At 67.6% G+C, this 20,575-nt stretch carries 20 protein-coding genes, 2 tRNA genes and 1 pseudogene; 10 read left to right on the top strand and 13 right to left on the bottom strand.

Annotated features, from left to right (window positions below):
* Positions 1-725, bottom strand: a 725-nt coding sequence (locus tag ABZT18_RS29375) for a non-reducing end alpha-L-arabinofuranosidase family hydrolase (protein ID WP_354997697.1), incomplete at its 3' end; no start/stop codon positions are given.
* A gap of 414 nt (positions 726-1,139) precedes the next feature.
* Between ABZT18_RS29375 and ABZT18_RS29370 the strand changes: the two genes are divergently transcribed.
* The gene (locus ABZT18_RS29370; RefSeq protein WP_354997698.1) at positions 1,140-1,898 is read left to right on the top strand and encodes a class I SAM-dependent methyltransferase; all 759 of its coding nucleotides are present in this window, start codon (positions 1,140-1,142) and stop codon (positions 1,896-1,898) included.
* Between the two features lie 31 nt (positions 1,899-1,929).
* On the opposite strand, the gene ABZT18_RS29365 is transcribed toward ABZT18_RS29370, so the two are convergent.
* Both ABZT18_RS29365 and ABZT18_RS29360 read right to left on the bottom strand, forming a co-directional pair.
* Positions 1,930-2,430 carry an anthrone oxygenase family protein gene (locus tag ABZT18_RS29365; protein ID WP_354997699.1) on the bottom strand — a complete coding sequence of 167 codons (501 nt, stop codon included), beginning with the start codon at positions 2,428-2,430 and terminating at the stop codon, positions 1,930-1,932.
* Positions 2,431-2,436: 6 nt separating this feature from the next.
* On the bottom strand, positions 2,437-3,276 hold the full coding sequence (locus tag ABZT18_RS29360; protein ID WP_355252977.1) for an NAD(P)H-binding protein: 840 nt from the start codon (positions 3,274-3,276) through the stop codon (positions 2,437-2,439).
* A 72-nt stretch (positions 3,277-3,348) separates the two neighbouring features.
* On the opposite strand from ABZT18_RS29360, the gene ABZT18_RS29355 reads away from it, so the two are divergent.
* Positions 3,349-4,287 carry an AraC family transcriptional regulator gene (locus ABZT18_RS29355; protein WP_354997701.1) on the top strand — a complete coding sequence of 313 codons (939 nt, stop codon included), beginning with the start codon at positions 3,349-3,351 and terminating at the stop codon, positions 4,285-4,287.
* 333 nt (positions 4,288-4,620) lie between these two features.
* Here ABZT18_RS29355 and ABZT18_RS29350 read toward each other — a convergent pair whose 3' ends face one another.
* Positions 4,621-4,815 (bottom strand): hypothetical protein, encoded by a 195-nt coding sequence (locus ABZT18_RS29350; RefSeq protein ID WP_354997702.1) that lies wholly within the window; start codon positions 4,813-4,815, stop codon positions 4,621-4,623.
* 299 nt (positions 4,816-5,114) lie between these two features.
* Between ABZT18_RS29350 and ABZT18_RS29345 the strand changes: the two genes are divergently transcribed.
* Positions 5,115-5,336, top strand: a complete 222-nt coding sequence (locus ABZT18_RS29345; protein WP_354997703.1) for a winged helix-turn-helix domain-containing protein — start codon at positions 5,115-5,117, stop codon at positions 5,334-5,336.
* 311 nt (positions 5,337-5,647) lie between these two features.
* Here the strand turns inward: ABZT18_RS29345 and ABZT18_RS29340 are convergent, their stop codons facing one another.
* Entirely contained in the window at positions 5,648-5,971 is a 324-nt protein-coding gene (locus tag ABZT18_RS29340) for a hypothetical protein (protein ID WP_354997704.1), read from the bottom strand.
* Positions 5,972-6,264: 293 nt separating this feature from the next.
* On the opposite strand from ABZT18_RS29340, the gene ABZT18_RS29335 reads away from it, so the two are divergent.
* The 3 genes from ABZT18_RS29335 to ABZT18_RS29325 are packed head-to-tail and all read left to right on the top strand — an operon-like array spanning position 6,265 to position 8,399.
* The gene (locus tag ABZT18_RS29335; protein ID WP_354997705.1) at positions 6,265-6,894 is read left to right on the top strand and encodes a response regulator; all 630 of its coding nucleotides are present in this window, start codon (positions 6,265-6,267) and stop codon (positions 6,892-6,894) included.
* Positions 6,895-6,903: 9 nt separating this feature from the next.
* On the top strand, positions 6,904-7,533 hold the full coding sequence (locus ABZT18_RS29330) for a hypothetical protein (RefSeq protein ID WP_354997706.1): 630 nt from the start codon (positions 6,904-6,906) through the stop codon (positions 7,531-7,533).
* Positions 7,530-8,399, top strand: coding sequence for a hypothetical protein (locus ABZT18_RS29325; RefSeq protein ID WP_354997707.1), 870 nt, complete (start codon positions 7,530-7,532; stop codon positions 8,397-8,399). Before ABZT18_RS29330 ends, ABZT18_RS29325 begins: the two co-directional genes overlap by 4 nt.
* A gap of 176 nt (positions 8,400-8,575) precedes the next feature.
* On the opposite strand, the gene ABZT18_RS29320 is transcribed toward ABZT18_RS29325, so the two are convergent.
* The 4 genes and pseudogenes from ABZT18_RS29320 to ABZT18_RS29305 form a co-directional block, all read right to left on the bottom strand.
* On the bottom strand, positions 8,576-8,815 hold the full coding sequence (locus ABZT18_RS29320; protein ID WP_354997708.1) for a hypothetical protein: 240 nt from the start codon (positions 8,813-8,815) through the stop codon (positions 8,576-8,578).
* A gap of 169 nt (positions 8,816-8,984) precedes the next feature.
* Complete coding sequence (locus tag ABZT18_RS29315) at positions 8,985-9,125, bottom strand: hypothetical protein (RefSeq protein WP_354997709.1); 141 nt, start codon at positions 9,123-9,125, stop codon at positions 8,985-8,987.
* A gap of 102 nt (positions 9,126-9,227) precedes the next feature.
* Positions 9,228-11,720 carry an AAA family ATPase gene (locus ABZT18_RS29310; protein ID WP_354997710.1) on the bottom strand — a complete coding sequence of 831 codons (2,493 nt, stop codon included), beginning with the start codon at positions 11,718-11,720 and terminating at the stop codon, positions 9,228-9,230.
* 307 nt (positions 11,721-12,027) lie between these two features.
* Positions 12,028-12,826: pseudogene (locus tag ABZT18_RS29305) on the bottom strand (IS5 family transposase).
* Between the two features lie 511 nt (positions 12,827-13,337).
* Between ABZT18_RS29305 and ABZT18_RS29300 the strand changes: the two are divergent.
* Positions 13,338-13,730 (top strand): hypothetical protein, encoded by a 393-nt coding sequence (locus tag ABZT18_RS29300; RefSeq protein ID WP_354997711.1) that lies wholly within the window; start codon positions 13,338-13,340, stop codon positions 13,728-13,730.
* 429 nt (positions 13,731-14,159) lie between these two features.
* On the opposite strand, the gene ABZT18_RS29295 is transcribed toward ABZT18_RS29300, so the two are convergent.
* Together ABZT18_RS29295 and ABZT18_RS29290 are read right to left on the bottom strand one after the other, a co-directional pair.
* Positions 14,160-14,232 (bottom strand) — tRNA-Arg (locus ABZT18_RS29295).
* Positions 14,233-14,267: 35 nt separating this feature from the next.
* Positions 14,268-14,358: transfer RNA gene (locus tag ABZT18_RS29290), tRNA-Ser, on the bottom strand.
* 625 nt (positions 14,359-14,983) lie between these two features.
* On the opposite strand from ABZT18_RS29290, the gene ABZT18_RS29285 reads away from it, so the two are divergent.
* Positions 14,984-15,820, top strand: coding sequence for a hypothetical protein (locus tag ABZT18_RS29285; protein ID WP_354997712.1), 837 nt, complete (start codon positions 14,984-14,986; stop codon positions 15,818-15,820).
* A 4-nt stretch (positions 15,821-15,824) separates the two neighbouring features.
* On the opposite strand, the gene ABZT18_RS29280 is transcribed toward ABZT18_RS29285, so the two are convergent.
* Positions 15,825-16,595: a CPBP family intramembrane glutamic endopeptidase gene (locus ABZT18_RS29280; protein WP_354997713.1), complete on the bottom strand. Its 771-nt coding sequence runs from the start codon at positions 16,593-16,595 to the stop codon at positions 15,825-15,827.
* 145 nt (positions 16,596-16,740) lie between these two features.
* Here ABZT18_RS29280 and ABZT18_RS29275 point away from each other — a divergent pair, with 145 nt between their 5' ends.
* Positions 16,741-17,856: a globin domain-containing protein gene (locus tag ABZT18_RS29275; protein ID WP_354997714.1), complete on the top strand. Its 1,116-nt coding sequence runs from the start codon at positions 16,741-16,743 to the stop codon at positions 17,854-17,856.
* Positions 17,857-17,926: 70 nt separating this feature from the next.
* On the opposite strand, the gene ABZT18_RS29270 is transcribed toward ABZT18_RS29275, so the two are convergent.
* Positions 17,927-19,456 (bottom strand): peptide deformylase, encoded by a 1,530-nt coding sequence (locus ABZT18_RS29270; protein WP_354997715.1) that lies wholly within the window; start codon positions 19,454-19,456, stop codon positions 17,927-17,929.
* 328 nt (positions 19,457-19,784) lie between these two features.
* On the opposite strand from ABZT18_RS29270, the gene ABZT18_RS29265 reads away from it, so the two are divergent.
* Positions 19,785-20,567: a hypothetical protein gene (locus ABZT18_RS29265; protein ID WP_354997746.1), complete on the top strand. Its 783-nt coding sequence runs from the start codon at positions 19,785-19,787 to the stop codon at positions 20,565-20,567.
* Positions 20,568-20,575 lie beyond the last annotated feature (8 nt).

Here is a 20,575-nt window from a genome sequence, read left to right as displayed (position 1 = left end):
GCCACGGTGAAGTCCTTCAGCGACACCCACCCCGACCTCGGGTTCGCCAACGAACCCGTCGACGACCACCGGTACGTCGACGGAAGATTGCACGTGCCCGACGGCGGCGGAGTCGTGGGCGGCGGTGTGGTGGGGTTGCCCCCTCCGTCGACGCGGACGAGTTGCCACTGCTGGTTGCTGCCGTTCCAGTCGTCGTACTGCACGATGTTTCCGCCGTCGGCGGTCGAGGCGCCCTGCACCTCCATCACCTTGTTGCTGTTCCGGTTGATCAGCCGGACGTAGCCGCTGTCCGAGTCGGCGAGCCGGAACTGCTGGTTGGACCCGTTGCCGTCGGTCCACTGCACGATGCTGCCACCGTTGGCGGTCGAGAAGTTGTAGACGTCCAACACCTTGCCGGACAGCCGCGACTTCACCCGGTAGTAGCCACCGCCGGAGTCCACGAACTGCCACTGCTGCTGGTTGCCGTTGTTCCGGGCCCACTGGGTGATCCGCGCACCGTCGTTTGTGGCCAGGTTGTACACGTCCAAGGCCTTGCCACTGTTGCGGTTGATCAACACGTACCACGCGCTCGTGTCGACCGTCGCCGCGGCGGCTGGTGACGACACCACCGCAGCGGCGGCGCCACCCACCACCATCGCCATCGCGCCAGCGGCGAAGAACCGCAACAACCACCCACGCCGCCGCAAGGGCGGTGCGATCGATGGAGACCTATCAAGGGCAGACATGATCCTCCTTCAATGACCAAGAGCCGAACGGTCTACCCATCGATGGGTGCACCGCGCCGCGTGGCTGGGCGCATGCGCCGAAGAGTTAGCGCTAACAAGACGTCTGCATGGCCTGACGCACGCCTGATTCGAGGTCGACGAAGCAGGCTCGCCCGGGAAGCCAGAGGTGTCGTCGTCCTTAGCCATCGACTGTGAGCGATAACATGCCGTTCGTCAAGACGTAATCTTTCCGGAACATCAGCCGCTGACCCATCGAAGCCTTTCGCGGGACCGACCCCTCACCGACCCCCCGCAGGCAGCAGTGCAGCTCCGTTCACACACGCACCTTGTGCGGCGAGGCGACGGCAAATATCGTCACGATGTATCGGCTCGATACATCGGGCGACACTGGCGCCCGTCAACACGGGAGGTGCGATGAGGTCGATCGACTACGACACGGAGCAGCACCAGGACTACGCGCGTGGCCGCGCCCTCACCCAGCAACAACTACAGGTATGGACCAGCGCCTTTGCAGCGGTGCTGCCCGAGCGGCGTCCGCTGGTGGGGCTGGACATCGGCTCAGGGACCGGCAGGTTCACCCCAGCGCTGGCAGGAGCATTCGGGCCAGTCACCGGCGTCGAGCCGTCGGCCCGCATGCGCGAGGTTGCGCAGACGCAGCCCCAGCAGCCCGGTGTGCGGTACCTGGCAGGCAGCGCCGAGGACATGCCAGTGCCGTCCGACAGCGCCGACTACGCGCTCATGTTCCTGTCCTGGCACCACGTCCAGGACAAGGCCCGAGCAGCCCAGGAGTTGACCAGGGTGCTCAGGCCCGGCGGGCGGCTGCTCCTGCGAGCAAACTTCAGCGACCACCATCCCCGGCCGTGGTGGCTGGGGCACTTCCCCCGCGGTTACGAGGTGGACGCCTCGCTGTTCCAACCACTGCACGAGGTCATCGCGATGTTCACGTCGATCGGCTGGCGCGTTGCCAGCTTCGGCACGGTCACCGAGCCGGCCTCGGGCACCTGCGGCGACATGCTCGAACGGCTGCGCCTGCGTACCCTCTCGTTCTTCGCGCAGCTCAGCCCCGACGACCTGGAGGTCGGCTTCCGCCGACTGGAGCAGGCCGTCGCCGCCGACCCCGGCGCACCGTCGCCCGTGTTCGCGGAGCCGCTGCTCACGCTCGAACTGCGCTGATGCGGCAGACCTCGTCGTCTCGGCTGCTGGCTCAAACGGTGGTACGGCCATAGACGATCAGAGCCCAGGTGAGACAGCCGAACGCGGCCGTGTTGGCCAGCGCGCGGACGATGTTCCAGGTGACCCAACTGGATTCGAAGTGCTCGCGTACGGCTGCGAGATCGGCGATGTGGCCGGGACTGCCGGCCGACGCGAGCTTGTCGTTGAGCGGGACGTTGACGGCGGCCGTGATGATGAACATCGCCAGGTACAGGGCGAGCCCGCCGATGATCCACGGCAGTGCCGGGCGGCCTTCTCCGCGCCAGGCCAGGACAGCGGACAGCGCGGCGAACACCAGCGCGCCCAGGAAGCCCAGCATGAACCAGCCGTTGACGATGGTCACGTTGATCCGCTGCATCGTGTCCACGAACGTCCGGTCGTCGGCCCCTTTGAGTGCGGGCATGACCGCGTAGGCGAAGGCGGCGAACAGCCCTGCCATGAGTCCGGTGGTGATGGTGGCGGCGATCAGTGACACGTGCTGCGCAAGTCTCATGGTGTCCTACCCTCTGTCCCAGGTGCCGGTGGCGGCGGTGTCGGTGGCGTAGTCGGCGAAGTCGCGGGGCGGCCGACCCAGGGCGCGCTGAACCCCGTCGTCCAGATGGGCATTGCGCCCGTCCAGCACGGTCGTGAACAGGTACATCAGCAGCTCCACGACCTCGGAAGGCGTGCCCTCCGCGGTGAGCGCGTCGGCATAGTCGTCGGGGGACACCTGAACGAATTCGATCCGCCGGCCCGTCGCTGTGGAAATCTCGGCGATCGCCTCGGCGAAGGTGAGCAGCCGGGGGCCGGTCAGCTCGTAGATCTGCCCCGCGTGCCCGTCCTCGGTCAAGGCCGCCACGGCCACCTCGGCAATGTCGTCGGCGTCCACGAACGGCTCGGGCACGTTCCCGACCGGGAGGACGATCTCGCCGCCCAGCACCGGCTCCAGCAGATAGTCCTCGCTGAAATTCTGGCTGAACCAACTGGACCGCAGGATCGTCCACTCGACCCCGGCGGACTGGATGAGCCTCTCGCTGACTTGCGCCTCCTCCTCACCCCGGCCGGACAGCAGCACCAGCCGGGAAACCCCGGACGCCACCGCCAGTTCAGTGAACGCGCCGACCGTCTCGGGTGCGCCCGGCACCGCCAGGTCCGGGTAGTAGGACACATACACAGTTCCGACGCCCTGAAGCACCGGCGCCCAGGTCGCCCGGTTCGCCCAGTCGAAGGGCTGCGCGGCGGAGCGGGAAGCCGCCCGAACGGGCACTGCGCTCTCCTGCAGCCGCTTCACGATGCGGCGGCCAGTCTTGCCGGTCCCGCCGAGTACCAGGATCGTGTTCCGCTCTCGTTCGTTCGTCATAGTGATCATTGAAACGCAGCGGTGTGAGACTGTGGATAGCCAAGGCGCGCGATTCTGTGTGTAATCGTCTACATGGACGCAGTCGTCAGTCTCCTCGACGGACCTCGAGCCCGGGGAGCGTTCCTCCTCCGCTCGGTCCTGACCCCACCCTGGTCGATACGGATCGAGGACCAGGCGCCGCTCACCCTGGTGGCCATGGTCCAGGGTGACGCGTGGGTCGTTCCCGACGAGGGTGCGTCCGTACAGCTCAGTCCAGGCGACCTGGCGATCATTCGCGGCCCCGACCCGTACACCGTCGCCGACGAGCCGGCCACGCCGCCGCAGGTCGTCATTCACCCAGGCCAGCTCTGCACCACCCCCGACGGGCAGGAACTGCCCGAGATGATGGAGCTGGGCGTACGCACCTGGGGCAACAGCCCGGACGGCCCGACAATGCTGCTCACCGGCACCTACACGATGCGGGGCGAGGTCAGCCAACGGCTCCTGAGCGCACTGCCGCCGCTACTGGTCGTCCCGGGCGACTCCTGGGACTCCCCATTGGTCCCGCTGCTGGCCACCGAGATCGTCAAGGACGACCCCGGCCAGGAAGCAGTCCTCGACCGGCTGCTCGACCTGCTGCTCATCGCCGCGCTACGCGAGTGGTTCGCACGACCTGCCGCCAAAGCCCCCGGCTGGTACAAAGCGCACAGTGACCCCATCATCGGCCGGGCCCTGCAAATGCTCCACAACAACCCCGCCGAACCCTGGACCGTCGCGTCGCTGGCCGCCAGGACCGGGGTCTCCCGGGCGGCGCTGGCCCGCCGCTTCACCGCGCTCGTCGGCGAATCGCCCATGTCATACCTCACCGAGTGGCGGCTGGCCCTGGCAGCCGACCTGCTCCGCGAGCCCGGCGCCACCGTCGGCGCCGTCGCCCGGCACGTCGGCTACGGCAGTTCCTTCGCCCTGAGCACGGCCTTCAAACGCATCCGCGGCGTGAGCCCACGGGAACACCGCCTGGCTGCCCGAACGTAGCGGGCCATCGGCACCGAGGCGGCGGTGCCCGACGACACGGCCTCGAACTACGTCAAAGCGCTCGCGGGCGAGCACCAGCGATCTGGAGCGGAAATGCGCAGCAAGAAGCGCGCCTCCAGTCGATCGAGATCGATCGCCGTAGGGGCGTTTCGCAGGTCATGACCTGCTCGTGCGGTACGCCCGAAGGGACTCAAACCCCTAACCTTCTGATCCATGGACGTCCCCTGTGGACAGTGGGGCCGACCTGCGGAAACGCAAGATCGAACACACCGGGGTTAGAAGGTCTGCGAGCTACCCGGGAGCATCGAGACTCTACGGATGTAACGATCAGGACTACAGCGATCCCTTATGCCCGTACCGCTGGGCGCGTTGGGCTCGGTACTCGGCCAGCAGTTCGGCGGCCTCGTCGAGGCGGGCGCACCCCTCCGAGGTGCACCGCCCACAGGTGTTCTGGTCGTGGAAGCTGATGCAGTACGAGGCCTGCTCGACGTAGAACGGGACCTTGCTGAGGATCTTCTCGACGCTCACCGCTCCCTCCGCTCGGGAAGCTCCGGGTAGAGCCGGCGGCCGGAGTTGCGGCGGGACCGGACCTCCCGAGCGGCCGAAGGGCTAAGCGCTCCGGAGCGCTTCTCGTAGGCGGTGGCGGGGCCAGTTCGGTCGAGGGGCGGCGAGGGGCGGCGGAACGGCCAGAGCTTCACGAGACCTCCAAGCAGCGTGTTTACGAACGCCAACAGAAGGTATCCCTGCACGTCCCTATACGTCTATAGACGTAGCGGACGGCTATGATCGTCTACGACATCCATAGGTTTCGCCTCGTGGTCAACCCGATGAGTCCTGTGCCGATCTACGTCCAGGTGGCGGATCTTCTGGCGGCGAAGATCGAAAGTGGGGAGCTAACGGCCAATCACCCGCTCCCGAGCGAGAAGCACCTCCAGCAGGAGTACGGCATCGCCCGGGGCACCGCTCGGGCGGCGGTGAACCTGCTACGAGAACGAGGGCTGGCCTTCACCGTCCCGCAGCGCGGTACGTACGTCGCCGAGAAGCCGTAGCCCTCTGCCCCTCCCGGACTACCCCGTAGGCTGCCAGATGCAGCGGGTTGATCTCGGTCATGCACAGAGGGTAAGAAGGTATTCACAGTCGTGGCTAGACAAGAAGAAGCCCCCTAGCTGCCTGACGGCCTGCTAGGGGGCTGTTTGTGCGCCCGAAGGGACTCGAACCCCTAACCTTCTGATCCGTAGTCGGCAGGAGAAGGCTGCAATGACCTGCAAGGTATGCGTATTTGTCTGGATTCGGCAGGTAGCAGTGTCGACGGAACGTGATGCTAGATCGCACTTCCTTTCCCCACGGTGGCCCCTGGAGGTCACGGTTCCTGCTGTCCAGGTTCGTCGCTCGCATATTGATCTGCTGGGGACCTACCCGCCGCTCGCCGCGCCTGGATCACCAGGGCCTCAATCACCGTCGACGGTTTGACAGCGCGGCGGTCGGCCTCCTCGAACACCCACGCAAAGTGGGCGGGGCCCGGCTGCACCGAGAACACCATCGTCGACGGGCGGCCCTCGTACTCCACCTCGGCCTGGTCGATCCAGTTGGTCACCGGCTCATTGAACGCCCGCAGCGCCTCTCCACGACTCGCTTTCATGATCCCCTCCGAGTATTTCCTCGCCCACACCGTCTCATTCTTCAACTGCCTGTCGCTAAGTACAGGACAACGTCGCTGCCGCCCGTCAGCGAGACATTGCCCCCCGCCGTCGCGATGATCGTTAAGCGCCGCCTTGGCCCCCGGTCAAGCAGCAGGTGAAGGGCAGTCATGATGATCTCCGTAGTGTCCGGAGAGCCAAGTTTCAACGGTGTCCGTAAGCTTCCGATCGGGCGAACCCCAGGTCGAGCGGTCCAGCCGGACAATCGATCGACTTCAGTGCCCCCGTGCGCTAGCGTCATGCAAGTCCCTCCGGCGGCTATCGAGGTGATCGGCGTTCTATGGCGGACATCCTGGGTGCGGCGGCCGCGTTGGCATGGCCAATTCTGGTGATCGTGACGCTGATCTACCTGCTGCCTGCGGCGCGCCGACTGCTGAGCGACAGCCAGTCGGTCGATGTCGAGGTCGGCGGTGCAAGAATCAGCGTGCAAAGTGCGTCAGATGAGACGCGCAAACTCATTGAAGATCTACAGGACAAGGTTAACGATCTATCGGCGCGCGTCGGCGAGTTGCCGGCGGGCGTGCACGCACACCCAGCGATCGTGCCGGCACCACCCAGGATCCTGTGGGTCGACGATGAACTAACCGGCAACGTGTACGAGCGTGCCCGTGCAGCTGACGGCGGCTACGACATCGTGCAAGCCGCAACGACAGATTCCGCCCTTAAGCTACTCAGCAGCGCCGAGCCGACCGTGATCGTCTCCGACATGGGCCGAATGGAGAACGGTAGATTCAACCCGACTGCTGGGCTGGATCTCGTACGCGAGCTGCGTAGGAACGGGGACCAGACACCGGTGGTCTTCTATGGCTCATCGCGGCGTTTGGCGCAGCTGCAGGAGGAACTCGACTTGATTGCCGGTGTCAGCTACACGGCTTCACCAACCGAATTGGCCCAGATCCTCCGTGTTTAGGCGGACCGCATGATCGTGCAGTGGTGTATCAAAGGCATGCATTTGGGCTCCGACAGGGAGGCCCAGCGAATCCTGCGCGATCCGGGCGGCTTAGTATCCAACTGGTGGCGGGACGTCGGGACGATACGGCCCGATGACATCCGCGAAAAGCTCACCGAGGTGAACCTCGACATGCACGTCAACCACTTCGATGATCCCGATCCGGTCAGCGGGCGCAAATTCTCCGAAGTGACGCCCTTCATATCACTCGCCGCCGGCGTGGTGGAGCGGGACAAGGTCGCCCGAACCAACTTCGTGCACACCGCCCAACGGACCGCACTGTGGTTCGGGACGGGCTTCGGGAGGCGGCCCACCGCCTACCTGTTCACCTGCTGGGTCATGCTCGGCACGCGGTCCGCGGTGGAGATCGAACACATCGCCGAGGAGATCCGCGACCTCAACACCTACCGGCGATACTCCGACTTCCAGACCGAAGGCGAGGTCACCGCGAAGATCAGCGTCCCAGGCAACCAGATAAAAGAGTGCAAGAAGTGGGAGTGGGACCAGACCGCGAAGAAGTTCAGCGTGACGGGACGCTGGATGAACCCCCAGTTCGTCCCGCCTGACGCGCTCAGCAACATCCGCGAGGTCGTCCCATGATGGTGCCGTTCGGCGACGCGCTGCAACTCGACGAGGAGCAGGCAGGCATCGCCGCCGCCTTCTTCGAGTCATACGCCAACACTGTCCTCGACCGCTCCGACACTCCATCTGAGCACGAGCTGATGGATGCCGCATCGTCTCTCCGGGAAGCCGGCCAATGGGCCCTCCTCTTCGACCCGGACCGGGCACGTGGCCTGTTGAACCGTGCGGGCCACATTTGGCTGAGTATGGGTCACCCATTCGGCGCCTTCCTGATCGCGGCGTTCTGGACCGAGGAAAGCGACCGGTCTGTGGCCGTGCCGTACGCGGACGACGTCATCCGCCGCGCACCCCAGGCACGTACGCCCGACAAGGTCCAACGGCCGAGCCTATCGCTGACCTACCCCCACCAGCAGGCGTACCTACTGCTGGCTCTTGCAGCGGTGCCCAACGGGATCGACCGATTCGGTCCTCTCGCAGAGTTCGCCGCATCGTCACCGCAGCACAACGGCGTCGCGCCGATCGGCGCACTCGGCGCCCCGATCCGGCTGCACTGGCGGATCGCGACCGCGCTGCTCGAATCACCTACCGGGCAACATCGGGAGAGCGCGGCCGCCGACATTGCCGGCAGCCTCGCCGAGATCGCCGAACTCTACGGTCGAACCATCGACTCGGCCATGGCCAACCGCTACCTCTGGCAGGGCGGTGGCGCTCCGGTAGAAGTCGCAGACCTTGACATCGTCGGTGTCATCTCCATCGCAGCCGCGCAGCTCGGACCGCGCCTGGTCCGTCGGCACCTCGCCGCCGCAAAGGAGCGTCTCACCAACGCCCGAGGTCACATTATTCTCGACATTGGCGAGTACATGATCACCGGACTGTACGACTGATCAGCGGCCTACGTGTGGTCGGGCATGGATGCCGAAGGCCCCGGGCGGCCGGGGTCCGCGAAGAACTCGATGCCCAGTTGCGCAATCGTCGCTGTTGGAGCAGACCAGCATCCCGGCGATCCGCGAGCAGCAGCAGCTCGTCGGTGAGGTGACCAGCGACGGGTGGTGGCAGGACGTCACCTGCCGATGTTGGAGCTGATGCGCCGCCGCTTGGGTGGTCTCGTCAAACTGATCGAGCGGTCCAAGCGGGCCACCGACTTCACCGACTTCACCGACTTCACCGACCCAAGCTCGAGACCGCATACCCGGTCCTCACCCTTTGCAAAAGCCGTCGAGGCGATGTCCTGTGCCTGCCGGCGCAACCGGTCGTGGGCGGGTTCCACATCGTGCTTGGCGAGCTGGAGGCGCAGCACCACCAGGTCGAATCGCTTGGCGGCCTCGTCCTTTATGGCGGTGGGCAGGCCGGCGAGGTTGCCACCGGTCTCTTCCGCCGCCTCGGGGGTGAGCCGGTGCAGTGCTCGAATTCGACGTAGTACTCGACCAGGCGCCGCCGCGGGCGAGATCCCAGCGAAGGCCGGCCGCGCTCTACGCCCCGTCGGCCTCTGCCTCCGCGCCAGCGTCGGAAGGAACGCGCTGATCGAGGCGGTAGATCAGTACGTGCTGGGCCTTGAACAGCCGCTCGGTCGGCGACTCACCCACCTTGAGAGACTCCAGGTCCGCGATCATTTCCTTGTCGCCGAGATGCCCAGTCGGACGAACTACACCAAATGGCGCAGGTTTGACACAGCCATGCCGAAGCAGTGGGCACCGGCGGCCAACGGTCCTGGGTCACATCATCGATGAACCCAGCTTGATTGTCCGACGCTTGAAGGGAATCGGGCCACCTTCCAGGTGGTACAGCGCCAGGATGTTGAGGTCGTGGCGCTCGAGGGATCCGGTTGCCTCGACAACGCCGTTCGCGGCGTCCGAAGTGAGGGTGATAATCATTTCGGCATCGGCGGAGACGACGAGGCCAGGGCTGCGGGTGGCGAAGATATACTGCCGGCTGCCTCGCAGGTCACGAAGCTTCGCCACAAGGTATTCCTCGATCCACGGTGCGTGAAGCGCGTCCTCGGGCTGGTCGATGATCAGGGGGTCGTCGCCATCGGCGAGGGCGATGATCAGGATGGCGGTGCACTTCTGACCGTGGGCGAGCCGCTCGATCGGTACGTAGCCGTCGTTGTGGTGCTTGCGGAACTCGACAGAGAGGCCGTCGTGCAGGTCAAGGGTCTGCATCTGCAGAAGGTCCTCGATCATGCCTCTCTCCGTTACGTGCTCGAACAGGGTCTCGATGTGCTTGCGTTCGACACCGGTGGCGGTGCACACGCCGTCGACGTCCCCGTTGAGAAAGGAGCGGACCAGTTTGACCGGGGTGGACTTCTCGGAGATCTGCTGTAGGTGGCTGCGGACACGGGAGCCCTTGGCGATGGTGGTCAGGTCGGTCAGATAGGTCGAATCATCGTTCTCACGGAGCAACTTGATTCGGACAACCCCACCCATCAGCGTGTTGAGCGCCTTGATCCGATCCTCACGTCGGCGCCGTCGTGCCTGACGCGCTTCCAGCAATTCGGAGATCAGCTCTTCCCGGTACGCCGTGGCCGTGGTCAGGCTGGTTAGCAGCTCCTCGTTCAGCTGAGTCTGCAGCGTGTTGAGCTTGGCCTCCTCCGTCTGAAGCTCGATCAATCGGGTCCGCAGCGCGGCGAGTCCCCTGTTCTCGACGTCGATGCGGCCAACGGCCTCGGCGAGCTGGCGATCGAACTTCTGGTACCGGTCGAGCCACTCCTGCCGGATCGCGGCGAGTTCCTTGTTGACGACCAACATCGCCTCGGACAGCTGTGCTCTAGCCGCGTCGATCGCCTCGTCTAATTGGGTGTACGCCGCCTGTGCACGCTCGTAGAGATCTTGGTTCGCGGCGACGGCAGCTGAGGCCCGGAACTTCTCCCCGCTGGCTGTTCGATCGGCGAGCTTCAGTTCGGGTAAACCGACCAAGGTGTCAAAGAGTGCCCTCTCCAAGCTCCAGCTCGCCTGCATCTTGACGGTGTTGCCGTCAAACAGGTCGGACAGCTCTGCCAGCCGCTTCTCGACGTCCGGCAGAGTCTGCAGCTTCTGCCTGGCCTGCGCGATCTTCAATCCAAGCTCGCTGATGAGATGCCCGTTGTCGTTGAGCCGGGCGACTGCGTCTGCCTCGCGGATTTCGAACTCGGTCAGGTCGAGGGCGGCGTCGATGAGCGCCATCCGGCCGACCGGCGTCCGCGCGTACTCGATCACTTCGCTCTGCGAGAAGCCCGTGATTGCGATTCGCCCCGACAGCCCGGCCAGATGCTCAGTGTCACCGACGAACTCCGGTGGGGTGGAACGGTCCTCGAAGTACGCGCGACGTGCGATGCAACGCGCGTGGCCGCGCGTGAGCACGACCTCAACGGTCGAGCCGGAGGTGAGGGCGTACTTGAGCCGGGACTCAACCTCCTTGCGTACCTGTGGGAAGTCGGCCGCGTCGGTCTGCTGGTCGAGCGCGAACCGCACCAACTCGATGAGCAGGGACTTGCCGGCACCGGTCCCGCCAAGCACGCAGTTCAGGTCGCTGGAGAAGTCGAACTGCTGCCCGTCGAGGAACCCGCCGGTGACCGCCACGGACTCAATAACCGTGTGCTCGGGCACTGGAGGTTCAATGAGGCGTATCCGCAACGACGGGTCCGCCATCGCATGCCTTAGCCCGCACACATCGGGTCTCGATGCCTTGATCCAGCTCCGGCGGTGGCCGATGCCGTGGAGCACATGGACGCTCGCGCCGGGGGCGGTTGTGTCGGAGCTACGGACTACCGCCAGGTCGCGCTTGTCGGTCAGACGTGCCCTGACCTTGTCGGCCTCCGCGATGTCGACGACCTCCACTGCAGTGATGGCCGGGTCCAGCATGGTTTGGTTGACGTGGTCAGCGACGGGAATTCGCAGCAGGCCCTTTTCGCGATCGGCGTGCGCGGCTATCGCCAGCCCGCCCCGTGCGGCAACGCGCCTCGCCGTCTCGGCGAAGCCGGTGCGCAGGGACTTGTGGAGGTCTCCATGATCGGCCCGGGGGATTCCGAGCTCGACGAGGACGTCCTCGATGAACTGGGCCGGGGTGCCTTCCTCCCAGATGGCGAGCAAGTGCCCTTCGGACGTGCTGAGTTCCACGCCCGGGAGCACCACGAGCGGAGTACCTTGTGCGGCCTCGGCCACCTCGTCACACCAGCCGGCGGTGTTGTGATCGGTGACCGCGATCGCCTGCAGCCCTGCCGTGATCGCCACGTCAACGATCTGACGGGCTTCGGTGGCCCCGTACGTGTGGGGGTCGACGTCGCGCGACGCCGGCGTATGCACGTGCAGGTCAACGGCCCAGAACCGCGCAGGCCCATGCCTCCCGTCCGGCTGGGATGCGGCCAGAACGTGCCTGGGTGGGTCTGTTGCTGATGTCAAAACATCCGCTCCGGTCTGATCATTACTCCTGCATTGCCGATCGACACTGTCACGCTCAGCGAGCGCAGCAGAGGCACGACACTCGGCCGTAGGTACGAACGCGGCGGGCCGGCAGCATGGTTCCGTCGCCTTAGAACTCCTAACTCTTTGAGTGGTGGAGTCGGCGCCAGCAGATGATGGCGCAGGCGAGGGTGAGGAAGGCTTCGTGGATGTCGTCGCGGATCTCCCAGCGGATCCGGAGGCGGCGGAACCAATGCAGCAGAGCGATGGTCTGCTCGACGACCCAGCGTCGGGTGCCGAGTCCGGAGCCGTGGTCGGTGCCGCGTCGGGCGATGACTGGGGTGATGCCCCTGGCGCGAAGGTCGCGGCGGTAGCAGTCGTAGTCATAGCCACGGTCGGCGTAGATGCGTTTCGGTCGCTGTCTGGGTCGGCCGCGGATGCCTTTGATCGGCGGGATCTTGTCGACCAGGGGCAGTAGTTGGGTGACGTCGTGGCGGTTGCCGCCGGTCAGGGACGCGGCGAGGGGGATGCCGCCCGCGTCGGTGATGACGTGGTGTTTCGAGCCTGGCTTGCGGCGGTCGACCGGGCTCGGACCTGTTTTGGGCCGCCCTTGAGCGCCCGAACATGCGTGCCGTCGATCACCGCCCGGGACATGTTCAACTGCCCGGTGGCCCGGAGTTTGCCCAGTAGGACCTCGTGCAGTCGTTGCCAGACGCCGGCGTCGTTCCAGTCCCGCAACCTGCGCCAACAGGTCATTCCTGAGCCGAACCCCAACTCCTGGGGCAGGTACTCCCACGGGATCGCGGTGTGCAGCACGAACAAGATCCGCACAACACCTTGCGGTCATCCAGTGGCTTACGGCCGGGGAACCGATGCCGGCGCGGGGGTCGGGGTGGCAGCAGCGGTTCGATCTCGGCCCACAGGTCGTCCGAGACGATCCACGGCGGCTGCTCACCCCTTCTCACATCCAGGCAGAACGATCCTCACGTCCCGAGGACACGCCCAACATCATTTCGTTAGGAGTTCTTAATCGCCCGCAAGGACGGCCAGTTCGCCGCGCTGCTTGGCTTCGCGCAAGCCGGACTCGCTGCGGCGGTTGGGCTTCGACCTCGACATGAGCGTGAGGACCAAGCCGCGCGCTTATCCTCCAACGGGGTCGTGCTCGGTATGTTCAAGCGGACCCCAGCTGACCACCGGTGCCCGCAGCGGCCGGCGGTCCGCGTCGGTCAACGCGGCCTCCAGCGCACCGGTGTCCCAGCCGCGCTGCGCGAGTGACCGATATATGACCCCGTAACGGGTAGTGAATGATTGAGAGCAGCCGGTACGGTGCCCGGCATGACCCCACCGCCTCCCATCGACGCGCCGACGCCCGCGGAGTTCCAGCCGCCCTCCGCTGATGCGTACGCGCCAGCGCCCGCCGCTGAGGTACCCGGAGCACCGTCCGGACCGATGCGCAGGAAGCCGCCGCTGATCCTGGGCATCGTCGGTGCCGCCGGGGTCGTGGTCGCCGTTGCGGTCGGCACCCTGCTGTGGTTCCTGGGCCAAAACGACCTGACGCAGGAGCAGGCCCAGCGGGAGTGCCGCAGTGCTATGGAGCAGGAAGCCGACCAGCGCGCCGACAGGGTTGGCGACTCATCAACCGCCGATGGCGTGCTCATTTCGGTGACGGGCGTGGAGCTCCAGGAGGCGTGGGAAACAGACAATGGATGGTCTGTTAACGGCACCGCCAACATCACCCTCAACTCCCGATTGCTGGGTCAGACGCCGACCGGGGTCAACCTGACCTGTGAAGCAGTCGCGACGGATGATGGCGTCCGCACCACGGTAAAGAACCGGAACTAACAGCGGCACCTGCGAAGAAGCCGCCGCCCCACCTGCCTTCGGGCGGGCGGAGACGGCGGCTTCTCTCGTCATTTCCGGGCTGGTTGACCCGGCACCCCGTCCGTCCGCAGCCGGCACTCGATGTAGGCAAGGAGTTGCGACCCGATGTATGCGCCTGCGGGAGTCGGCGCGCACCACAAGCAGGTCAAGCTCTCGATCCAATACGGCGAGGCTCCAACGCCCGTCATATTTCCGGCGGCAGAGGGTAGCCCTCTGCCTTGAACTCGGCGGCTCGACCGGCGAGCTGGCTGCGAGATGCCAGTTCGGCGTCGACCAGAGCGCCTATGTCGGGACCGTGGTACTGCGGCGTGACCCCCGAGGGTCACGAAAACGCCCCTCCGAATCAACGATTGTCGATGACCGAAGGGGCGTTTTCCCTGGTAAACGCTGTGCGCCCGAAGGGACTCGAACCCCTAACCTTCTGATCCGTAGTCAGATGCTCTATCCATTGAGCTACGGGCGCTTGTGCTCAGCCAGTCTACACACCCGGCTTTCGCGCGGAGACTCCGGGATTCGAACCCGGGAGGGGCTTTAAGACCCCAACCGCATTAGCAGTGCGGCGCCATAGACCAGACTAGGCGAAGTCTCCCTGGTGGCCCGCAGACCACCGCGCCCGAGGATACAGGTCGGCACCCACCGGGAGCAAAACGACTTCCGGGGTACGCCCACCGTGGCCGCCCGCCCCCGTGTTTCGGCACTGTGCGGCGGCGTGATCGGGACTACGCTCCATCGATATGCAGGAGCAGCCGCCCAGCGAGTCGACCCGTCGAGAGCCTGCTGAGAAAGCGCGTCGGCGCTCCCCACGGGCCACCTTCACCCCTCCCACGGCCGTCGAGCAGCCCGCAGAGACGATGGAGACGGCGGCACCGCCGGCAGCCACTACGACCAGCCAGCGTCCTCGCCCGGCCAAGGCCGCCCCGGCAGTGCTCTTCCAGCCACCGGAGCCGGACCGCCCCCTGCCGCGACAGCCAAATCGCGTACCGAGCGACACGACCGGCGACGTGGGCGTCGACCAGCCAGATTCAGCGACTGACACAGCGGGCGTCGACCCGGCAAGCCCAGAGACCGGCGCAGCGAGCGTCGACCAGCCAAGCCCTACGGCAGGCGTCGAGCCAGCGGCCCAGGCACCGAGGGCCCGAACCACCCCTGCCCGCAAGGCCACCCCACCCGTTCGCAATGCCGCCACCAGGAAGGCAGCCGAGACACCCACCGATGTGACCCCGACCACGCCGGCGCCGAGCAAGCGCGCCGCGAGCCCGACCAAACGAGCGGCGGCCCCTCGCAAGAGCACCACGCCGAAGAAGCCCGCACCAGAGCCCTTGGCCGAGCAGCACACGGCAGTGGAATCCCCCGCCGAGCAGCACACGGCACTGGAATCCCCCGCCGAGCAGCAGGCCGTGCCGGCTCTGGGGCGTACCCCGGAATGGGAGCTGCGGGCGGTCGCCGCGCGCGTGCTCGATCACCCGGGCTTCGCGCCGGAGCTGTTGGCTCTGGCGGCGGTGCGGGCGCTCGGGCCCGACGCGGCCACCTGGGCCGCGCGGCTGCGCGCCCGGTATCCGGACGCCCCGGCGGACGGCCTGGCCCGGTTGGCGACCCGGCGGTTCGTCCGCTCGGCGGGCGCGGGCGGGGCGACCGCGGCGCTGGCCGGTTTCTTCGCGCCGCTGGCCGAGCTGACGGTGGTGCTCTGGACCCATTCGAACCTGGTGCTGCATCTGGCTGCGGCGTACGGCAGGGATCCGGCGCACCCCGACCGGGCCGCCGAGCTGCTGGTGCTCACCCGGGTGCACCCGGACATGGCGAGCGCGGAGGCGGCGTTGACTGCCGCACGGACGGCGGGTGACCCGGTCGAGGGGGCCTGGCCGCAGGCGGCGGAGGCGGCCTGGCGACTGGCCGCGCCGCTCACGGCGCAGGCCGGCGGCTGGGTTGCGGTGCGGCTGATGGCCCGACTGCTGCCGGGTGCGGCGGTGGTCGCGGCGGCGCTGGGTGACTCGGCGGCAGCCGACCGGCTCGCGGCCCGAACGGTAGCCGTCTACCGATCCAACCCGCGTTGACCGATCAGAGCCAGTCGAACCACTCGCGGGGCAGCAGCGCGTAGCCGACGAAGGCGACCACGTCGAGGAGGGTGTGCGCGATGACCAGCGGCATCACCCGCCGGGTCCGCAGGTAGAAGAGGCTGAACACGACGCCCATGACCGCGTTGCCGAGGAACGCGCCGAAGCCCTGGTAGAGGTGGTACGAGCCGCGGAGCAGCGCGCTGGCCGCGATAATCGCGGCCAGCCGCCAGTGCAGCTGGCGCAGTCGGGTGACCAGGTAACCGACCACGATCACCTCCTCCAGCACGGCGTTCTGCACGGCGGCGAGGATCAGCACCGGGACCGCCCACCAGACCTGCGGCAACGCAGCCGGCACGAGCGTGGCGTTGATGCCCAACTGGGCTGCCACCCAGAACAGGACCAGCCCGGGCAGGCCGATCAGCGCGGCCAGGCCGGCACCACGGGCCAGGTCCTGGCCGGGCCGCCGGGCGTCCAGGCCGAGGGTCCGCCCCGGGTCGCCGGGGTCACGGCTGAGCAGGTGTACGGCGAGCAGCACCGGCAGCAGCGCGAAGACGATGCCGAGCAACTGGTACGTGAGGTCCAGCCAGGGTCGGGCCGACGCTGAGGTGTTCAGCGAGGCGGTCTGCTTGGAGAGCGGACCGTCGGCGGTCAGCTTCGCGATGATCGAGACCACCGCGTAGACCGCGGACTGGCCGAGGGAGAGGCCGAGGACCAGCAGCGTCTCGGTGCCCAGCACTCGGCGGGACACCGGGCGGGTCAGCTCAACGGTCACCGCACCACTCTGCCCGACGGGCGGCACTGGTGACACGGCCGACCGGCCAGCATGAGCCGATCGCACATTCTGTGCGACCGGTAGACACTCTCCGTGGAGATTCTATGGGCGCCCGATCCGCTGCTGTCTGGAGAAGGAGCGTCCCGTGGACAACCTCGCGCGGTTGCTGAAGGAGAGCTGGACCCTGGTCGAAGAGGACCGGGTCCGGCTGAGCGGGCACTTCTACGCCCGGCTGTTCCTGCTCGACCCCACCCTGCGGCAACTCTTCCCGGTGCAGATGACCGGCCAGGGCGACCGCCTGCTGGAAGCGATCATCACGGCGATCCACACCGTCGACGACCCGGAGTCTTTCGACGAGTTCCTCCGGGCGCTGGGCCGCGACCACCGCAAATACCACGTCGACGAGCGGCACTACGCGACGATGGGCGTCGCTCTGCTGGACGCGCTGCGCAGCACCGCCGGCGACGGCTGGAACCTGGAGTACGACCAGGCGTGGCGCGAGGCGTACGCGGCGATCGCCGCCCTGATGGTGGCCGGGGCGGCGGCCGACGACGACCCGCCGTTCTGGCACGCCGAGGTGCTGACCCACGAGCGGTACGGCCCGGACACCGCCGTGCTGACCTGCCGGGCGTTGCAGCATCCGCTGCGCTGGCAGGCTGGGCAGTACGTCAGCCTGGAGGTGCCGCGCCACCACCCCCGGGTGTGGCGGAACTACTCGGTGGCGAACGCTCCGAACGACGACAACGTGCTGGAGTTCCACGTGCGGTCGCCGGGGGCCGGCTGGGTGTCCGGCGCGCTGGTGCGTCGGGTCCGGCCGGGTGACCTGCTCCGCCTGGCGGCGCCGATGGGGTCGATGACCCTGGACCGTTCCTCGGAACGGGACATCCTCTGTGTGGCCGGCGGGGTCGGCCTGGCGCCGATCAAGGCGCTGGTGGAGGAGTTGGCCACCTACAACCGGACCCGCTGGGTGCACGTCTTCTACGGTGCCCGGCAGGCAGCGGACCTGTACGGCCTGGCCGGGTTGCAGGAGCTGGTCGCCGTACACCCGTGGTTGTCGGTCACCGCGGCGTGCAGCGAGGACCCTGATTTCGACGGTGAGCTGGGCGACATCCCGGACGTCGTGGCCCGGTTCGGCCCGTGGACCACGCACGACTGCTACGTCTCCGGCTCGGCCCGGATGGTCCGGTCCACGCTGCGGGTGCTCGCCGCGGACGAGGTGCCGCCGCCGCACATCCGCTACGACACCTTCGGTGACCTCTAGACGTTCCTCCCCCCACACCGGGGCGCGTGCCCCTGCCCCCTGGGGCACGCGCCCCGGTCCCTCTCAATGGTCAGTAGCGCCAGGGGCGCCCGGTCTCGCGGTATTCCTCGACCGGCACCAGCGGTACGCCGGGTGCCATCCGGTCGACGTAGAGGCGGCCCTCCAGGTGGTCGATCTCGTGTGCGACCAGCCGGGCCATGCCGAACTCGAACGAGGTGATGATCCGGCTGCCGTCCCACCGGGCGTGCTCCACGTCCAGTCGCAGCGGCCGGGTCACCAGACCTCGGTGATCGAAGAAGGAGAGGCAGCCCTCGTACTGCTCGTCGGTGTCCGGGTCGGCGTCGACCACCCGGGGGTTGAGCAGCACGACCGGCTCGGCCGACCGGTCGGGGGGCCGCACCACGGCCGCCGCCCGACCGATGCCCAACTGCGGGGCGGCGACGCCCACCCCCTTGCTGAACGGGTGCAGCTCGTCGAGCCGGGCCAGGGCCGTGGTGAGCCGGTCGACCACGTCCCGGGCAACCTGCTCCTCGCCGGGCAGATCGAACAGGCGGACGCGCTGGCGGAGCAGGTCGTCCCCGCGTTGCACGATGCCGAGGCCGCGCATCCGGGCACTGGGCCGGACCCGGGCACCGCCGGGGCCGCCGTCCGGGTCGGTTTCCGGGCGGGCACGGAAGCGCCACTGCATCCGGTAGCGGGCGTTCAGCGGTGGATCGTCGGTCTGCCAGTCGTAGATCGCCCGGTCACCCTCGTCGTGACGCTGCGGTGCCGTCCGCAGCGGGCCCTCCTCCGCGGAGAGCGAGGTTTCCACGCCCCAGACCTGCGGATCGAGCGCCACCGGCAGGTCCAGGCGTACGGCGAGCTGCCGGGTGGGCAGCCGGACGGCCCGTTGGAACCAGGGGCCCCACTTCTCGTGCCCGACGCTGTACGCGTACTCGATGGTGGCCCGGTCGCCGGGGTAGAGCGGGAAGCGCCGCTCCCCGTTCTCGAAGAGCAGCCAGATCTCCTTGAACGCGTCCCGATCGTGTTTGGCCCGCCAGTGCATCGGCTCCGGGTCACCGCCGCCGTCGTCTCGCCGGGCCTGTAGTTGCAGCTCGGCGAACGTGAGGGGGTGCTCCCGGTGGTGCCGGTTGGAGCGGCCGGGGTCGTTCGGGTAGCGGTCGACGGCGACCCGAGCAAGGTAGCGGGTGACCGGTTCGGTGCCGGCGTTGTACAGCTGGCGGTGGATGACGCACCGGTATCCGGCGTCGGTGTGGGTGAGGGTGGCGAGTTCCCGTTCCACGACGAGGCCGGTGCCGGGTGGCAGCCACTGTCCGGGCAGGTACGGCTCGCGGTGCGGCTGACCCGCGCGGGTGTGCCGTAGGTCGTCGTACTCCCGGAAGCGCTGCCAGATCGCGCCGCTGGCCTCCAGGACGGCCTCGGCGCGACGGGCGAAGTCCTCGGTTGGGCGGTGTCGGCGCCCCTCGACGTGGCTCACGTAGGACGGGTCGAACCCCATCAGGACAGCCAGTTGCTTCTTGGACAGCCCTCGCCCGGTCCGTTGCCGGGCGAGCTCGGCCGCGAAGGATTCGACAGCCCGTTCGAGGGGTGAGGTCGTCATCGGCTTCCTCGTGGCCGGGGCTATAAGTTTCACGTTCTGTGCGCGAGCGCACACGCATCTGGCACCTTGCCGACACTTCGCTTGACAATCCACCGACGGTCGTCGATCGTGTGGCCGCGTTTCCCAGGGCTGACGTCGGGTAGTCCGCGTGCGGGAGCGCCGTTCCGCCGGGAGCCGAGTGACCGGGACCTCCCGATCTGACCAAGGTGAGGCTTCCCTTAGACCAAGGAGCTTGGTTAGGCTAGCCTTAGCTCAGGACGGCACCGGTCGTCCGCCGGGGCGCACTCCTCGGTCCTGCGGACGGGGGATGACTCAGGTGACAGCGGTGATGCCGAGGCGGGACGCCACCGCCACACCGCTCGCCCCCGTCACCGCGACGCTGCGCGCCATGTTCGGCACCGACGATCTTCCCGGGCTCGCCCGGGGCCTACTGGTCGACGACGAGTTCGGCTGGGCGCCCGCCACCACCCTGATCGACGGCAGTCGGCTGCCCGAGTTGCTGCGCGGCGCCGCCGTCCGCTGGGGCGGCACCCCCCATGCCTGCGCCGCGCTGGCCTGGAAGTCGTACAGCTACTGGACCGCACTGCCGGTCGTGCTGGGCTGGGCCTCCGCCCGGCGGGTGCCGCTGCTCGACCCGGCCGACGTGCTGATCCACTTCGAGGACCACCGACAGCTGCTCACCATGGGCCTGCGCCGTGGCACCACCGTGGCGGTGCTGCCGAGCGACCCGCTGGCGCTCGCCGGCCTGCCGGAGGTGCGGGTCGTCGCCGACGAGGCGGAGCTGCTGGCCGCACTGCGCGCCTCCCTGCTCGACGCTCACCTGGCGCCGCTCATCACGGCGATCCAGTCGGAGGTCCGGGTGGGCACCCGGACGCTGCTCGGCTCGGTCGCCTCCGGCATCGCGCACGGCATCCTGCGGGCCGCCGACGGCCTGCCCGGTTCGACGGTGCAGAGCATCGACACCCTGCTCGGCGCGCTCGACCTCACGGACCTGATTGAGCTGGTGCCGGGGCCGACCGGTGAGCCGACCGTGCAGCGGCGCACCTGCTGCCTCGCGTTCACCCTGCCCCGGCCGAAGGTCTGCCAGGGCTGCTGCGTCCGCCCGGCCTGAATTTCGTC

The organism is Micromonospora sp. NPDC005291, from assembly GCF_040607415.1.
Lineage (GTDB): Bacteria > Actinomycetota > Actinomycetes > Mycobacteriales > Micromonosporaceae > Micromonospora.
Note: the sequence above shows the minus strand (reverse complement) of the source record. Positions and strands in the feature narration are given on the sequence as shown.

Coding starts and splice junctions, on each gene's coding strand:
- ABZT18_RS29325 (WP_354997707.1), top strand. CDS start 7,530: ATGATGGTGCCGTTCGGCGACGCGCTGCAACTCGACGAGGAGCAGGCA.
- ABZT18_RS29315 (WP_354997709.1), bottom strand. CDS start 9,125: ATGATCGCGGACCTGGAGTCTCTCAAGGTGGGTGAGTCGCCGACCGAG.
- ABZT18_RS29300 (WP_354997711.1), top strand. CDS start 13,338: ATGCGCAGGAAGCCGCCGCTGATCCTGGGCATCGTCGGTGCCGCCGGG.
- ABZT18_RS29370 (WP_354997698.1), top strand. CDS start 1,140: ATGAGGTCGATCGACTACGACACGGAGCAGCACCAGGACTACGCGCGT.
- ABZT18_RS29345 (WP_354997703.1), top strand. CDS start 5,115: ATGAGTCCTGTGCCGATCTACGTCCAGGTGGCGGATCTTCTGGCGGCG.
- ABZT18_RS29365 (WP_354997699.1), bottom strand. CDS start 2,430: ATGAGACTTGCGCAGCACGTGTCACTGATCGCCGCCACCATCACCACC.
- ABZT18_RS29355 (WP_354997701.1), top strand. CDS start 3,349: ATGGACGCAGTCGTCAGTCTCCTCGACGGACCTCGAGCCCGGGGAGCG.
- ABZT18_RS29330 (WP_354997706.1), top strand. CDS start 6,904: ATGATCGTGCAGTGGTGTATCAAAGGCATGCATTTGGGCTCCGACAGG.
- ABZT18_RS29360 (WP_355252977.1), bottom strand. CDS start 3,276: ATGACGAACGAACGAGAGCGGAACACGATCCTGGTACTCGGCGGGACC.
- ABZT18_RS29335 (WP_354997705.1), top strand. CDS start 6,265: ATGGCGGACATCCTGGGTGCGGCGGCCGCGTTGGCATGGCCAATTCTG.
- ABZT18_RS29265 (WP_354997746.1), top strand. CDS start 19,785: ATGCCGAGGCGGGACGCCACCGCCACACCGCTCGCCCCCGTCACCGCG.
- ABZT18_RS29270 (WP_354997715.1), bottom strand. CDS start 19,456: ATGACGACCTCACCCCTCGAACGGGCTGTCGAATCCTTCGCGGCCGAG.